Here is a 14,554-nt window from a genome sequence, read left to right as displayed (position 1 = left end):
GGCCTGCGGGCTCAACGCACTTCGTGCGTCCCCTGGAGGCGACGATGCCTGCAGCAGCCCGCGCCCCGCACTTCGTCCGCTCCTTCGAGCGGGGCCTCGCCGTGATCCGCGCGTTCGACGCGGAACACCCGGAACTGACGCTCGCCGAGGTCGCGCGCACCTGCGGACTGACCCGCGCGGCGGCCCGGCGTTTCCTGCTCACCCTCGTCGACCTCGGATACGTGCACGCCGACGGACGGGCGTTCCGGCTCACGCCACGTGTGCTGGAACTCGGCTACTCCTATCTCGCGGGCTTCTCGCTGGCGCAGATCGCCGAACCGCATCTGGAGCAACTGGTCGACCGCACAAGGGAGTCGTCGTCCCTGTGCGTGCTCGACGGCGACGACATCGTGTACGTCGCCCGGGTCCCCGCGCGCCGCATCATGACGGCCGCGATCACCGTCGGGACCCGCTTCCCGGCGCACGTCACCTCGGTGGGCCGGGTGATCCTCGCCCATCTGACCGAGGAGGAACGCGAGTCGAGGCTGGCACGGGCCGACCTGCGCCCCCTGACGCCACGCACGATCACCGACGAGGGCCTGCTGCGCGCCGAGCTCGACAAGGTGCGGGCACGCGGATACGCCATCGTCGACCAGGAGTTGGAGGAGGGGCTGCGCTCGGTCGCCGCCCCGGTGCGGGACCGGAGCGGCGAGGTGGTCGCGGCGGTGAACATCCCGGTGCACGCCAGCCGCAACACCGTGGCGTCGGTCCGCCGTGAGCTGCTGCCGCATCTGCTGGACACGGTCGCCGGGATCGAGGCCGACCTCGGGATGGCTACAGGTCGAGGACGAGCCGCTTCCCCCGGCACCGGGACACACAGATCATCATCGTCTCCCCGGCCTCCCGCTCCGCGTCCGTGAGCACCGAGTCCCGGTGGTCCGGGGCGCCTTCGAGGACATCGGTCTCGCACGTCCCGCAGGTGCCCTCGGTACAGGAGAAGAGCACCTCCACACCTGCGCCGCGCACGGCGTCCAGCACGGAGACGTCCGCCGGTACGGTCACCGTCCGGCCGCTCTGCGCCAACTCGACCTCGAACTCGGTGTTCTCGCCGCCCTCCTGCTCCTTCGGCGTGAACCGCTCCAGGCGCAGCACCCCGGCCGGGCAGCGCGCCTCCACCGCGTCCAGCAGGGGACCAGGACCGCAGCAGTAGACGAGGGTGCCCTCGGGGACGTCGTCGAGCACCGACGCCAGGTCGAGCAACCCGGTCTCGTCCTGCGGCGCGACGGTGACCCGGTCGCCGTAGCGGCCCAACTCCCCGGTGAACGCGATGGAGTCACGGGTGCGCCCGCCGTACAGCAGGGACCACTGCGCGCCCCGGGACTCCGCCGCCGCCAGCATCGGCAGGATGGGGGTGATGCCGATGCCGCCCGCGATGAACCGGTAGCCGGGGGCGGGCTCCAGGGCGAAGTGGTTGCGGGGACCGCGCACCCGCACCTTGTCGCCCTGCCTCAATTGCTCGTGCACATGGGCGGATCCGCCGCGCCCGGCCGGCTCGCGCAGTACGGCGATCCGCCACGCGGTGCGGTCGGCCGGGTCGCCGCACAGGGAGTACTGGCGTTCCAGTCCGGGGCCGAGCATGACGTCGATGTGACCGCCGGGCTCCCAGGCCGGGAGCTGTTCGCCGAGGGGGTGGCACAGCGTGAGGGCGAGCACGCCGTCGGCGACGAACTGCCTCTGACCGACGACGAGTTCGGCTTCGTACACGTCACTCATGAAGTGCTTCCTCGTGGCTCGTGTCCTTGCGGCTCGTGTCCTCGCGGGTGGGCGAGCATCCACTCCCACATCTCGATCGGGTCCTGCGAGGTGTGCTCGCGGCCGCAGTGACAGGTGCCGTGCAGCACGTCCGTGCCGGGCATCCAGTCGATGCGGTAGATCTCTCCCGTCGGACTGCTCACTGGACCTTCTCCACGGGCTTGGCGCCCTCCTCGACCAGCCGGGCGAGGATACGGCGGGCGGCGAGGCCACCGGTGTCGATGTTGATGCTCAGCTCCTGGTACCCCGTCCGCTCGGTGCCGAGCGTCTTCTGGAGCAGGTTGAGCGCGTCCACGTCCTGCATGACGACGGTGTGGTTGTTCTTCCGCAGGAACTCGGTGACCTCGTCGTCCTCGACCGCCCAGTCGCGCGAGACCATCCAGAAGTCGTACACCTTGCCGTCGGAGGACGGCGTGATCGCGTACGTCACCTCGGTGTGGAAGCCGTTCGGGTCGCTGCCGTCCGCCTCCGGCACCACACCGACCGGGGCGACCCGGCTGTGCAGCAGATACAGGCACGGCGTGTGGTACTCGATGTCCTGCCAGCGCGTGATCCGGCCCGCTATCCCGGTGGACTTGGCGTAGAACGGCGGGCACTCGGCATCGTCCATGTGCCGGCTCACCCGCACGATGCCCGCACCCTCGTCGACCTCGGTCGTGATCGGCGTCTCGGCGACCTCGGGGGTCCCGATGTAACCGCCGTGCAGATACGTCTCGTGGGAGAGGTCGAGGAGGTTGTCGACGAGGAGTCCGTAGTCGGCGTCGATGGGCTCCATGCCGCGCACGGTCGTCCAGCCGGGGGAGTCCAGGTGCCGGGCCCGCGGGATGGTGTCGACGTCGGCGAGGGCCGGGTCGCCGATCCACACCCAGACCAGGGAGTCCAGCTCGGCGATCGGGTACGAGGCGACACGCGCGGTGCGCGGGACGCGTTTCTGCCCCGGCACGTACACACACGTGCCCGTCGTGTCGTACGTGAACCCGTGATACCCGCACACCAGCCGGTCACCGTCGAGCCGGCTCGGCTTCTCGTGCAGCGGGAACCGGCGGTGCACACACCGGTCGGCCAGCGCGACGGGCGTGCCCTCCTCCTCGGTCCGGTAGAACACGAGCGGCTCCCCGAGGATCGTCCGGCCCAGCAGTTCCTCCCGCCCCACCTCGTGGCTGTAGGCGGCGACGTACCACTGGTTCCTGGCGAAGGCGGTCATGTGAGGCATGGCGTTCCCATCCCTGTCGGCGAGGCGCCGTCGCCCCGCGTGCCGTGGTTGGACCCAGGTTCGTGAGGCACGCGGGGGCTGGGCAAGGCGGCTTCTGTCAGGCGGAAGAGGTTCCGTGAAGAGGCTGGTCAGGCGGACGGCGAGGGGACGGAGCCGGGTCCGGTCTCCCCGGTACGTGGATCGCGGCCGTCCCCGGGCACCCGCCCCTGCGCACCTCCCGTACCGCCGACTTTCACACAGGCGCCACCGGACCCTTCCCTGACGTTCGGTGCCCTTGGAACACTCGCACCGCGCGCATCCCGTCATGTTCCGGCATCCGCACCCCTGGATGAGAGGCAGTACCCACCCATGCCCGAAGTCAACCGGCGCAGATTCCTTCAACTCGCGGGCACCACCTCGGCGTTCACCGCGCTGTCGAGCAGTATCCAGCGCGCCGCCGCGCTCCCGGCGAACCACCGCACGGGGTCGATCGAGGATGTCGAGCACATCGTCGTCCTGATGCAGGAGAACCGTTCGTTCGATCACTACTTCGGCGCGCTGCGGGGCGTGCGCGGCTTCGGGGACCCGCGCCCGGTGCAGCACGGGAACGGCAGGTCGATCTATCACCAGTCGGACGGCAGCAAGGACATCCTGCCGTTCCACCCCACCGCCGACGACCTGGGCCTGCAGTTCCTGGAGGGGCTGCCGCACGGCTGGACCGACGGCCAGCAGGCCTACAACGGGGGCAAGTACGACAAGTGGGTGCCGGCGAAGGGCACCACGACGATGGCGTACCTGACGCGTGAGGACATCCCCTTCCACTACGCCCTCGCCGACGCCTTCACCATCTGCGACGCCTACCACTGCTCGTTCATCGGCTCGACCGACCCGAACCGCTACTACATGTGGACGGGACACACCGGCAACGACGGCACCGGTGGCGGCCCGGTCATGGGCAACGACGAGCTGGGCTACGGCTGGACGACCTATCCCGAGCGCCTGGAGCGGGCCGGCGTCTCGTGGAAGATCTACCAGGACATCGGCGACGGCCTGGACGCGGCGGGCTCCTGGGGCTGGATCGCGGACGCCTACCGGGGCAACTACGGCGACAACTCGCTGCTCTACTTCAACAAGTACCGTGACGCGAAGCCCGGCGACCCCTGGTACGACAAGGCCCGCACCGGCACCGACGTCAAGCACGGCGACGGCTACTTCGACCGGCTCCGCGCGGACGTCAAGGCCGGTCAGCTGCCCCAGATCTCCTGGATCGCCGCCCCCGAGGCCTTCTCCGAGCACTCCAACTGGCCCTCCAACTACGGCGCCTGGTACATCGCCCAGGTCCTCGACGCCCTCACCTCCAACCCGGAGGTCTGGTCGAAGACGGCCCTGTTCATCACCTTCGACGAGAACGACGGCTTCTTCGACCACGTGGTGCCGCCGCTCCCGCCGAAGGACGCCTCCCGGGGCAAGTCGACCGTCGACGTCTCCCTCGACCTCTACCCGGGCGACGCCGGCCGTCCGGCGGGTCCCTACGGTCTCGGCCCCCGCGTGCCGATGCTGGTCGTCTCGCCGTGGAGCAAGGGCGGTTACGTCGACTCCGAGACCCTGGACCACACCTCGATCCTGCGGTTCATGGAGCGCCGCTTCGGCGTCCAGGAGACGAACATCTCGCCCTGGCGCCGGGCCGTCTGCGGCGACCTGACCTCCGCCTTCGACTTCTCCCGCAAGGACAGCCGCCCCGCCGCGCTGCCCGAGACGGACGCGTACGAGCCGCCGGACCGCGAGCGGCACCCCGACTACAGGCCGACACCTCCGGCCGACCCGGACATGCCCAGGCAGGAGCGCGGTCTGCGTCCGTCCCGCCCGCTCAGGTACGCCCCGCGCGTGGACGGTTCCGTCGACGCGGCGGCCGGCAGGTTCACACTGAGCTTCGCCTCCGGCGCCAAGGCCGGTGCCGCCTTCCACGTGACGTCGGGCAACCGCACCGACGGCCCCTGGATGTACACCACCGAGGCCGGCAAGTCCGTCGCGGACACCTGGAACTCGGCGTACTCCGGCGGCTCGTACGACCTGACCGTGCACGGCCCGAACGGCTTCGTGCGCTCCTTCAAGGGCGCGAACAGGACGGCCGGACCCGAGATCACCGCACGCCACACCGGTGACGACGTCGAGCTGACCTTCACCAACAAGGGCACCGCCACGGCCCGGCTCAAGGTCACCAGCGGCTACGGCGGCCGTGCCCGCACCGTCACCGTGCGACCCGGGACCACCGTCAGGCACTGCGTGGACCTCGCGGCGAGCCGGCGCTGGTACGACCTGACCGTCACCTCCGACGCCGACCCGGCGTTCCTGCGGAGGTTCGCCGGGCACGTCGAGAACGGGCGGCCCGGGGTGAGCGACCCGGCGATCGTCACCGAGTAGACAGGCTCACAACGGTGTGAGATGCCCCGGTCCTGGCTGCCGGGGCATCAGCACCGACTCGGGCGGCACCTTCGCGGCTTCCAGGGCCAGGACAGCGGCGACAGGGTGGTCATGGGCGTGGTCGTCGGATGCCATGACGCCGTCGTCGTACGTCTCATCCACCGCAACCACCTCCGGCACCACCCGGCTCAGCAGCACCACACCCCACGCCGAGAGCCCCGCCCCGGCCAGTGCGAGGAGGATGCCCGTCGCGCCACCCTGGAGGCGTTCGCCCAGCAGGGACAGGCCGATGACCGCGGCCGCCACCGGATTCGCCAGGGTCACCACCGCCAGCGGAGCGCCGAGGCCGCCCCGGTAGGCGACCTGGGACAGCAGCAGACCGCCCGCGGCGAACGCCGCGACGAGCAGCGCGACGCCGATGACCTGCACGCTCAGCAGGGAGTCCGAGCGGTCGGTCGCGGCCACCGTCACGGTCTGGGTGAGCGCCGAGGCGACTCCGGAGGCGAAGCCGGACGCGGACGCGTGCCGCAGGCCGGGACGGGTGCCCCGGCGGGCCAGGAAACCGATCACCGCGGCCGTCACCCCGGCGACCGCCAGTGCCTCCGGCGCGCTGAGCACGTCGTCGGGCGCCGGGCCGGAGGCGGCGACGAGGATCGCGGCCAGGCCGATCAGGGTGTACGCCGTACCGCGCCACTCCGTCGCGCTGACCCGCCGCCCGGCGACCCGCGCGCCCATGGGCACCGCGGCGACCAGGGTGAGCGCGCCGAGCGGCTGGACCACGGTCAGCGGGCCGTACTTCAGGGCCACCACGTGCAGCAGGGCGGCGCAGGCGTTGAGGGCGACGGACCACCACCAGGCGCCCGAGCCCAGCAGCCGCAGCATCCCCGAACCGGGGTCGCGGGAGGCCAGCCGCTCCTGGGCGACGGCCGCGCCCGCGTAGGCGACGGCGGAGAAGAGCGAGAGGACGACGGCGAGGGCGGTGGCGCTCATCGGCCGGCTCCGACCAGGACGTTCTTCTTGATCGGGGCCGGGGCCTGCTGGGCGGGCCCCGGGGGCACCGGTGTGCGGCGCGGCGGCCGGATCACCGCGAGCGCGATACCGAGCATGGCCGCCGCCACGATCGCGTCGAGCCAGTAGTGGTTCGCGGTTCCCACGATCACCACCAATGTCACCAAGGGGTGCAGCAGCCACAGCCAGCGCCATCGCGAGCGGGTCGCCACGATCAGGCCGACCGCCACCATCAGGGCCCAGCCGAAGTGCAGCGACGGCATCGCCGCGAACTGGTTGGAGAGATGGTCCGAGGACGGCGGGCCGTAGACCGAGGGTCCGTACACATGGGCGGTGTCGACGAGTCCCGTGGCGGCGAGCATCCGAGGCGGCGCGAGCGGGAACACGAAGGGCAGCACCAGGGCCGCGGAGGTGAGCGTGGCCAGCACCCGGCGGGCCCACACGTAGTGCGCCGGGCGGCGCAGGTACATCCAGACAAGGAAGGCCAAGGTGGCCGGGAAGTGGACCGTCGCGTAGTAGGTGTTCGCGAGATGCACGAGGGAGTCGCCGTGCAGCAGCAGATTCTGTATGTCGCCCTCGCCGGGCAGGTGGACGGCTCGTTCCAGGTCCCACACGCGGCGGGCGTTGCGGAACGCCTCTCCGGTGTGGCCGGTCGCCAGCTGACGGCCGAGCTTGTAGACGAGGAAGAGTCCTGCGACGAGCAGGAGCTCACGGACGAGCGGCGGCCGCGCTATGGCGCGGGTCTCCGCTTCTGCAGGCTCGGTTCGGGCATTCATCCCCCGGCCCCTTCGCTGACGGTGGTGCGGGCTGAGCTTGTGACTCGTCTGGTGCGGCGAACTCATCGCGCTCATCGATACGGGTGCGTACCGATACGTCAGTGTACCGATACGGTCCTGTACCGGTACACTGACGTATCGATAGACGTACGCCACACTGGAAGCAGCCCCGCCCCACCTTGTATGAAGTCGCTCAAGCCCCACTCGAACGAGGAGAAGAGCAGATGACGTCGCAGGCCGCGGACGGACCGGAGACGGTCGCCGCCTCGCGCCGCTCCAAAATCACGCCCGAGCGTGAGCAGGAGTTCTTCGACGCTGTGCTCGAACAGGTCCGCGAGTGCGGCTACGAGGCCGTGACCATGGAGGGTGTCGCCGCCAGCACCCGGTGCAGCAAGTCCACGCTGTACCGGCAGTGGAAGACCAAGTCGCAGTTCGTGGTGGCCGCGCTGCGGTCCCGGCGCCGGTCGAAGTTCGACGGCATCGATACAGGATCGCTCGCGGAGGACTTGCGCGAGGTGGCGCGGGCCGCGGGCCGCTGGTCGAATAGCGACACCAAGCTGCTCCAGGCCCTCGGACACGCCGTCACACAGGACCCGGAGCTCGCCAAGGCGCTGCGGGAGGCGCTCGTCGACCCGGAGATCGCGTCGCTTAAGGAGATCCTCCAGCGCGGGGTCGACCGGGGCGAGGTCGCCGCCGGGCATCCGGCGCTGGAGTACATCCCGGCGCAGATGTTCGGCGTGATCCGGGCGCGGCCCATCGTGGACGGGGAGTACGCCGACCAGAACTACCTGGTCTGCTTCGTGGAGGCCGCGGTGCTTCCCGCACTGGGGCTCACCTGAGACCCAGGCCGCCGTCCACGGGATGACTGGACGGTGACCTGCTCGCGCCGCACCGTGGGGACGGGGGCGGCGCGCACCCCCCGGCCGGGTGGGGTTCCTCTTGAGCGGAGAGGCGCCCCACCCGGCCGTCGGGTTTCCCCGGGGCGTCAGACGTCCTGGCCGCTGCCGCTGCCCGTGGACACCTTGATCCCCTTGGTGATCTCGTCGATGACCGACTGCTTCTCGCCGACGTCGACGCCGAAGCGCACGACGACGATCTGCTGCGCGTTCGCGGGGGAGGGGAAGGCCAGCGACTCGACGTAGCCGTCGGCGCCCTTGCTGGTGACCGCCTTCCAGCGGACCAGGTAGCCCTTCTGCCCGGCGACGGTCACGGCCTTGGAGGCCAGCACGTCGTGCGAGGTGATCGCACCGTAGGTCTTGCCGCCGTAGGACTGCTCGGCGTTCGCCTCGATGTCGGCCTTGGCGACCTGCTCGGCCGTCGAGCCGGCGGTGCCCAGCAGTGTCGCGGGGGCCGAGTACGCGCCGCCCTTGGTGCAGTTCTGGGAGGTGTCGCCGGGGCACTGGTAGGAGTCGTTCGACGTGACCGACGCACCGGCCTGGATCTGCTGGCCGTACCAGCCGTCCGGGATGGGGATGCTGATCCCGCTGATCGCGTCGGTCACCGAACCGCTCTCGATCTTCGGCGCCTCGGACTGTTCGGGCGAGGGCGAGGCCCCACCCGAACCGCCCGAGCCGCCGTTTCCGCCCGGCCCGCCCTGGCCGCCCGTGGAACCGTCCTGGCCGCCGGGCCCGCCCTGGCCCCCGGTGCCGCCCTGCCCGCCGCCCGGTCCCTGCTGCGAGCTCGCGCTGCCGCCGTCCGAGTCGTTGCCGGCCAGCGCCCACACGCCCACACCGATGCTGGCGAGGACCGCGACCGCCGCCGCCACGGCTATGCCCGTGCGCAGACCGCGCCGGCCGCCGGCCGGCGGCTGACCGGGATAGGCCGGATAGGCGGGATACGCCCCCTCGGCGGGCGCCGGCGCCGGAGAACCCCATACGGCGGCCGACCCCGCGGGGCGGGTCTGGTCCGTCCATGCCTTGCCGTCCCACCAGCGCTCGGTGGCGGGACCGTCACTTGTCTGCCCGGGATCGGGGTACCACCCGGGAGGAGTCACCTGCGTCATGCCCCCACCGTATGAGGCGTCGGTGAAAGGCGGATGAGAGGGGCGGACCCCATCGCGGTCATTCCAGTACGAGTCGTACAGGTTTCTCCCGTGCGGGCGGCGGCAGACGCAGTCCGTCGCGGCCGGGAGTCACCGATCCGAGCACGCACGCGTGTCGGGCGCCGGTACTCGCGGGCACGGTGCCGGGCAGCCCGTGCACGGTCAGGAATCCCAGGACGGCGAAGGCGTACGCCTCCTTCGCGTCCGACGCCAGCCCCAGCGCGTCGGAGGTACGCAGCGCGATGCCCGGCAGGGACTCCGCCAGCAGGCCCATCAGCGTCGGATTGCGGGTCCCGCCGCCGGAGGCGATCACCTCCGTCGCGCGCACCGCCCGGACCGCGTCGGCCACCGTCCGGGCGGTGAGCGCCGTCAGCGTGGCGACGACGTCCTCGGCCGACAGCGTCCCGGCCCCCGCGAGGGCCTCCTGGAGATGCCCGAGGTGGAAGAGCTCCTTGCCGGTCGTCTTCGGCGGCTCCAGCGCGTAGTACGGCTCGGCGAGCAGCCGCTCCAGCAGCGCCCCGTGCACCTTCCCGCGGGCGGCCAGCGCCCCGTCGGCGTCGTAGGCCAGGCGCCCGCCGCTGAACCCCCGGGCCGCCGCGTCGATCAGCGCGCAGCCGGGGCCGGTGTCGAAGGCGGTCCCGTCCGGTGCGGTGAGGTTGGCGATGCCGCCGAGGTTGAGCGCGACCGGGGTGCCCGGGCGGCCGCGCAGCCACAGCAGGTCGACCAGGCTGACCAGCGGCGCGCCCTGGCCGCCGGCCGCGATGTCGCGGGGCCGGAAGTCGGCGACCACCGGCAGCCCGGTCGCCTCGGCGATCCAGGCGGGCTGCCCGATCTGCAAGGTGCCGTGCACCCGGCCGCCGGCGACCCAGTGGTACACCGTCTGCCCGTGCGAGGCGACCAACTCGGCCCGACCGTCGCACAGTTCACGATCGGCCCGGACGGCCGCCGCCGCGAACGCCTGCCCGATCAGGGTGTCGAGGCGGCACACCTCGGCCATCGACGTCGTCCCCGGCGGAAGCGCCGCCGCGAGCGCCTCGCGCAGTGCGTCGTCGTACGGCGCGCTCACCATCCCCAGCGGTCTCAGGACCAGACCGTCCCCGACGAGGTCCAGTTCGGCCGCCGCCGCGTCGATGGCGTCGTACGACGTGCCGGACATCAGGCCGATCACCCGCATCCGCTCAACCCGCCTTCCGTGCGGGGGACTTGAGCAGCGCCAGTACGCTGACCGCACAGGTCGCCGCCGCGTAGTACCCGGGGATGTCCAGGTTCCCGGTCCGCTCCACCGCCTTGGTGATGATGAGCCCCGCGCAGCCCGAGAACACCGCATTGGACAGGGCGTAGGCGAGTCCCAGGCCCGTGTAGCGCACGTTGGTCGGGAACAGCTCCGCCAGCATCGCCGGACCCGGCCCCGCCATCAGCCCCACCACGGCACCCGCGCCGCACACCGCCACGCCCTTCACCGCGTTCGAAGTCCCGGTGTCCTGAAGGTGGTTGAGCAGCGGCACCGCCAGGACCGCCACGAGCACCGCCCCCGTCAGCATCACCGGCCGCCGCCCCACCCGGTCGCTCAGCAGCCCGGCCGGGACGATCGTCGCCGCGAAGCCCAGGTTGGCCAGCACGGTGGCCACCAGCGCCTGTCGGAAGCTCGCGTCCAGCGTGCCCTGGAGATACGAGGGGAGCACGACGAGGAAGGTGTAACCGGCCGCCGCCCAGCCCATGATCCGTCCCGCGCCCAGCGCGACCGCGCCCACCACCTGGCGCACCGGGGGACGCTCGGCCTCGTGCTCCTCCCGGAACGCGGGCGTCTCGTCAAGGCGCAGCCGCAACCAGAGCGCCGCGAGCCCCAGCGGCAGCGTCAGCAGGAACGGCAGCCGCCAGCCCCAGTCGCCCAGTTGCCGCTCCGTGAGCACGGTGGCGAGCAGCGCCGCGGCCCCCGCACCGCCCAACAGCCCCAGCGCCACCGTGAACGACTGCCACGACCCGTACAGCCCCCGCCGGCCCGGCGGCGCGAACTCGGTCATCACCGACACCGCCCCACCGAACTCCCCACCCGCGGACAGCCCCTGAAGCACCCTCAGGAACGTGAGCAGCCAGGGCGCCACCGCGCCGGCCTGGGCGTACGTCGGCAGTGCGCCGATCAGTGTCGTCGCGCCGGTCATCAGCGCGATCACCAGGATCAGCACCGGCCGGCGCCCGACGCGGTCCCCGAGTCGGCCGAACAGGGCCGCGCCGACGGGCCGGAAGAAGAACGCGAGCGCGAACGCCGCGTACGTCCGCACCAGCGCCTCGGCCTCGCCGCCGCCCTCCGGGGTGAAGAAGCGGGCCGCGATGATCGTGGCGAAGTAGCCGTAGACGCCGAACTCGTACCACTCGATGAAGTTGCCCACCGAGCCCGCCACCAGCGCACGGCGGGAGCCGGCCGCCTTCCGATCTTGGAAAATGAGGCTTCTCCTCCGTTTTTTGACCATCAGTCAAATAGTAGGGGGTGGCAGGTCACAGGGCCGGTGCGTCGACCGTCCGGACCCTCCGTCACCCGTCAGGGCAACAGCTGCCCGGACCGACCTCCGCATAGCCAATCGGACGGCTACGCTCGAGGTCTGTACGTCGTTCGGGCGACTTGGGGAGGTAATGGGATGACGGAGGAAGGGCCCGAGTCGGCCGCCTCGGCCTCCCTGTGGGAGCGCGACGAGGAGGTCACCGCCGTCGAGCGGGCGATCGACAGGCTCCGCGCGGACCAGTCCTCCTCGGGCAGCCTCCTGGTGTTCCGGGGCGAGGCGGGACTCGGCAAGACCGCGCTGCTCACCGAGACACGCCGGATCGCCGAGGCCCGCGGCTGCGTCGTCTGGTCTGCCCGCGGCGGCGAGACCCTCAGGTCCGTCCCCTTCAACGTGGTGCGCCAGCTGCTCCAGCCCGCGCTGGTCTCCCTGATGCCGGAGGAGGCACGCGAGTACCTCGGCGACTGGTACGACATCGCCGGACCCGCCCTCGGTGTGACGGAGCCCGGCGAGCGCCAGCCCGACCCGCAGGGCGTGTGCGACGGTCTGGTCGCCGCGGTGCGCCGGCTCGCCCGCCGCGACTGGCCGCTCGTCCTCGTCATCGACGACGCGCACTGGGCCGACCAGGAGACCCTGCGCTGGCTCGCCGCGTTCGCCGAGCGCCTCGACGACCTCTCCGTCCTGCTCGTGGTGGCCCGCCGCCCCGGCGACGTCACCGGCGACAGCGCCCGGCACCTCGACGCGGTCGCCGCCGCCGCGGGCGGCCCGGTCGCCACCCTCAGCGCACTCACCCCGGACGCCACCGCGGGCCTCACCCGCGCCACCCTCGGCGCGCACGCCGACGCCCCGTTCTGCCGCGAGGTCTGGGCCGTCACCGGCGGCAACCCCTACGAGACCGTCGAACTCCTCGCCAAGGTCCAGGACAGCGAACTCGAACCGGCCGAGGCCCAGGCCTGCGAACTGCGCGCCCTGAACCGCTCCGCGCGCGGCGGCGGCCTCGTCGCCCGCCTGGAGGGACTCGGCATCGAGGCCACCCGGTTCGCCTGGGCGGCGGCCATCCTCGGCACCGGCATCTCCGTCGAACTCGTCGCCAAGCTCGCCACCATGAGCCGCGACGACGCCGTGCGCTGCGCCGAACTCCTGCGCAACGCCCGCATCCTCACCGAACCCGACCCGGCCGCCGTACCGGCCGGCGACGGCGACCTGGAGTTCGTCCACCCGCTCATCGCCACCGCCGTCTACAACTCCATCCCCGACGCCCTGCGCACCGCCATGCACGGCATCGCCGCCCAGGTCGTCGCCGACTCCGGGCTCGGCGCCGCCATGGCCTCCCGCCACCTCCTCCAGGTGCACCCGGACGACGACGAGGAACTCGTCGAGCAGCTGCGCGAGGCCGCCCGCGAACACGTCGCCGTCGGCGCCCCGGACGCGGCCCGCCGCTGTCTGGAACGGGCACTGCGGGAACCGCCCCGCCCGGAGACCCACGCACGCGTGCTCTACGAACTCGGCTGCGCCACCCTGCTGACCGCGCCCGCCACCACCGTCGACCACCTCCAGTCCGCCCTCGCCATGCCCGGCCTGGACGGCGTCGAACGCGTGGACGCCGTCTTCCGCCTCTCCCAGGCACTGCTCCACAACGACCAGCTGGAGGACGCCGTCCGCACGGTCGAGGCGGAGGCCGCCCGGCTCGGACCAGGGCCCGCACAGCTGCGGCTCCAGGCCGTGCAGTACATGTGGGAGGGCATCCACGCGGGCGAGGCGAGCTCCCCGGGCCGCTCCGAGCGGCTCGCCGAACTCGCCGCGACCTGCACCGGCCGCGACAACTCCGAGCGCGCCCTGCTCATCCTGCGCGGCTTCGACGCCATGACCCACGGCGAGAACGCGGAGATCGTCGTCGAGCTGAGCGACCGCGCCCTCGTCAACGGCCGCCTGGCACCCGGACTCGGCTGGACCGACACCGAGTGGGGCCTGGAGATCCTCATGATGCTCGCCAGCTCCTACACCTACACCGACCGGCTCGACCGCGCCGAGAGCATGTTCACCGAGGCGCTGCGCACCTACGAGTCGGCCGGCTGGAGCGGCGGCCACCTCGCCCTGGCCCACGCCTTCCTCGGCTTCGCGCACCGCCGGCGCGGCCGCCTCAGGGAGGCCGAGTCCACCCTGCGCGAGTCCCTGCGCATCGCCGAGCGCGTCGGCCGCGGACTGCCCCTGTACTGGTCGGCGACCTGCAACCTCGTCGACACGCTGCTCGCCCGCGGCCATGTCGACGAGGCCTGGGAGATCGCCGAACAGTACGGCTTCGCCCCGCCCTACCCGTCCACCATCGTGCTGCCCGACCCGCGCTCCGTACGCGGCCGGCTGCTGCTCGCCGTCGGCCGCACCCAGGACGCGGTCAACGAGCTGGAGGCCGCCGAGAAGGCGGCGACCGCCCGCGGTCACCTCAACCCGGTGATGGTCCCCTGGGCGCTCGACCTCGCCCGCGCCCTCGCCACGTCGGACCCGGTCCGCGCCGCCCAACTCGCCTCCGACGCCCGGCGCCGCGCCGAGCGCTTCGGTACGGACACGGCGATCGGGGAGGCGCTCAGGTGCGCTGCCGCGCTGGAGACCGGGCAGCGGGCGGTGCGGTTGCTGTCCCAGGCGGTGACGTACCTGGAGTCCTCGCCGTGCCAGTACGAGCATGCGGCCGCGCGGGTGGAGTACGGGATCGCCGCGCGGTCCGTCGCCGAGATCAATCGGGGGCTGGGGCTTGCCCGGTCGTGCGGGGCGAACGGGCTTGTGGCGCAGGCGCGTGAGGTGTTGGAGACGGGGAGGGGGCTACGGTGAGCTGTAG

The 14,554-nt window shown here is 72.1% G+C and carries 12 protein-coding genes; 4 read left to right on the top strand and 8 right to left on the bottom strand.

Annotated features, from left to right (window positions below; all coding sequences use genetic code 11):
• Nucleotides 1–44 precede the first annotated feature (44 nt).
• The gene (locus HLK59_RS03880; protein WP_171139767.1) at nt 45–899 is read left to right on the top strand and encodes an IclR family transcriptional regulator C-terminal domain-containing protein; all 855 of its coding nucleotides are present in this window, start codon (nt 45–47) and stop codon (nt 897–899) included.
• On the opposite strand, the gene HLK59_RS03875 is transcribed toward HLK59_RS03880, so the two are convergent.
• From HLK59_RS03875 to HLK59_RS03865, 3 genes are read right to left on the bottom strand one after another with little or no spacing between them, the layout of a single operon-like run.
• Nucleotides 814–1,752, bottom strand: coding sequence for a PDR/VanB family oxidoreductase (locus HLK59_RS03875; RefSeq protein ID WP_171139766.1), 939 nt, complete (start codon nt 1,750–1,752; stop codon nt 814–816). The two genes, HLK59_RS03880 and HLK59_RS03875, sit on opposite strands and share 86 nt — an antisense overlap.
• Nucleotides 1,749–1,934, bottom strand: a complete 186-nt coding sequence (locus HLK59_RS03870) for a hypothetical protein (RefSeq protein ID WP_171139721.1) — start codon at nt 1,932–1,934, stop codon at nt 1,749–1,751. The genes HLK59_RS03875 and HLK59_RS03870 overlap by 4 nt, the downstream gene beginning before the upstream one ends.
• On the bottom strand, nt 1,931–3,004 hold the full coding sequence (locus HLK59_RS03865; protein ID WP_171139765.1) for an aromatic ring-hydroxylating dioxygenase subunit alpha: 1,074 nt from the start codon (nt 3,002–3,004) through the stop codon (nt 1,931–1,933). The genes HLK59_RS03870 and HLK59_RS03865 overlap by 4 nt, the downstream gene beginning before the upstream one ends.
• Nucleotides 3,005–3,352: 348 nt before the next feature.
• Here HLK59_RS03865 and HLK59_RS03860 point away from each other — a divergent pair, with 348 nt between their 5' ends.
• On the top strand, nt 3,353–5,404 hold the full coding sequence (locus tag HLK59_RS03860) for a phospholipase C, phosphocholine-specific (RefSeq protein ID WP_171139764.1): 2,052 nt from the start codon (nt 3,353–3,355) through the stop codon (nt 5,402–5,404).
• Nucleotides 5,405–5,410: 6 nt separating this feature from the next.
• Here HLK59_RS03860 and HLK59_RS03855 read toward each other — a convergent pair whose 3' ends face one another.
• Both HLK59_RS03855 and HLK59_RS03850 read right to left on the bottom strand, forming a co-directional pair.
• Complete coding sequence (locus HLK59_RS03855) at nt 5,411–6,394, bottom strand: hypothetical protein (RefSeq protein ID WP_171139763.1); 984 nt, start codon at nt 6,392–6,394, stop codon at nt 5,411–5,413.
• The gene (locus HLK59_RS03850) at nt 6,391–7,188 is read right to left on the bottom strand and encodes a phosphatase PAP2 family protein (protein WP_171139762.1); all 798 of its coding nucleotides are present in this window, start codon (nt 7,186–7,188) and stop codon (nt 6,391–6,393) included. Before HLK59_RS03850 ends, HLK59_RS03855 begins: the two co-directional genes overlap by 4 nt.
• 224 nt (nt 7,189–7,412) lie before the next feature.
• On the opposite strand from HLK59_RS03850, the gene HLK59_RS03845 reads away from it, so the two are divergent.
• Nucleotides 7,413–8,027, top strand: a complete 615-nt coding sequence (locus tag HLK59_RS03845; protein ID WP_171139761.1) for a TetR/AcrR family transcriptional regulator — start codon at nt 7,413–7,415, stop codon at nt 8,025–8,027.
• 146 nt (nt 8,028–8,173) lie between these two features.
• Here HLK59_RS03845 and HLK59_RS03840 read toward each other — a convergent pair whose 3' ends face one another.
• From HLK59_RS03840 to HLK59_RS03830, 3 genes are read right to left on the bottom strand one after another with little or no spacing between them, the layout of a single operon-like run.
• Entirely contained in the window at nt 8,174–9,190 is a 1,017-nt protein-coding gene (locus HLK59_RS03840; protein ID WP_171139760.1) for a DUF2510 domain-containing protein, read from the bottom strand.
• Nucleotides 9,191–9,248: 58 nt separating this feature from the next.
• Nucleotides 9,249–10,403, bottom strand: coding sequence for an anhydro-N-acetylmuramic acid kinase (locus HLK59_RS03835; RefSeq protein WP_171139759.1), 1,155 nt, complete (start codon nt 10,401–10,403; stop codon nt 9,249–9,251).
• Between the two features lie 4 nt (nt 10,404–10,407).
• On the bottom strand, nt 10,408–11,697 hold the full coding sequence (locus tag HLK59_RS03830) for an MFS transporter (protein ID WP_171139758.1): 1,290 nt from the start codon (nt 11,695–11,697) through the stop codon (nt 10,408–10,410).
• A 165-nt stretch (nt 11,698–11,862) separates the two neighbouring features.
• On the opposite strand from HLK59_RS03830, the gene HLK59_RS03825 reads away from it, so the two are divergent.
• On the top strand, nt 11,863–14,547 hold the full coding sequence (locus tag HLK59_RS03825) for an AAA family ATPase (protein WP_171139757.1): 2,685 nt from the start codon (nt 11,863–11,865) through the stop codon (nt 14,545–14,547).
• Nucleotides 14,548–14,554: the final 7 nt, after the last annotated feature.

Source organism: Streptomyces sp. S3(2020), assembly GCF_013044505.1.
Lineage (GTDB): Bacteria > Actinomycetota > Actinomycetes > Streptomycetales > Streptomycetaceae > Streptomyces.
This window is presented reverse-complemented; position numbering and strand designations above follow the sequence as displayed.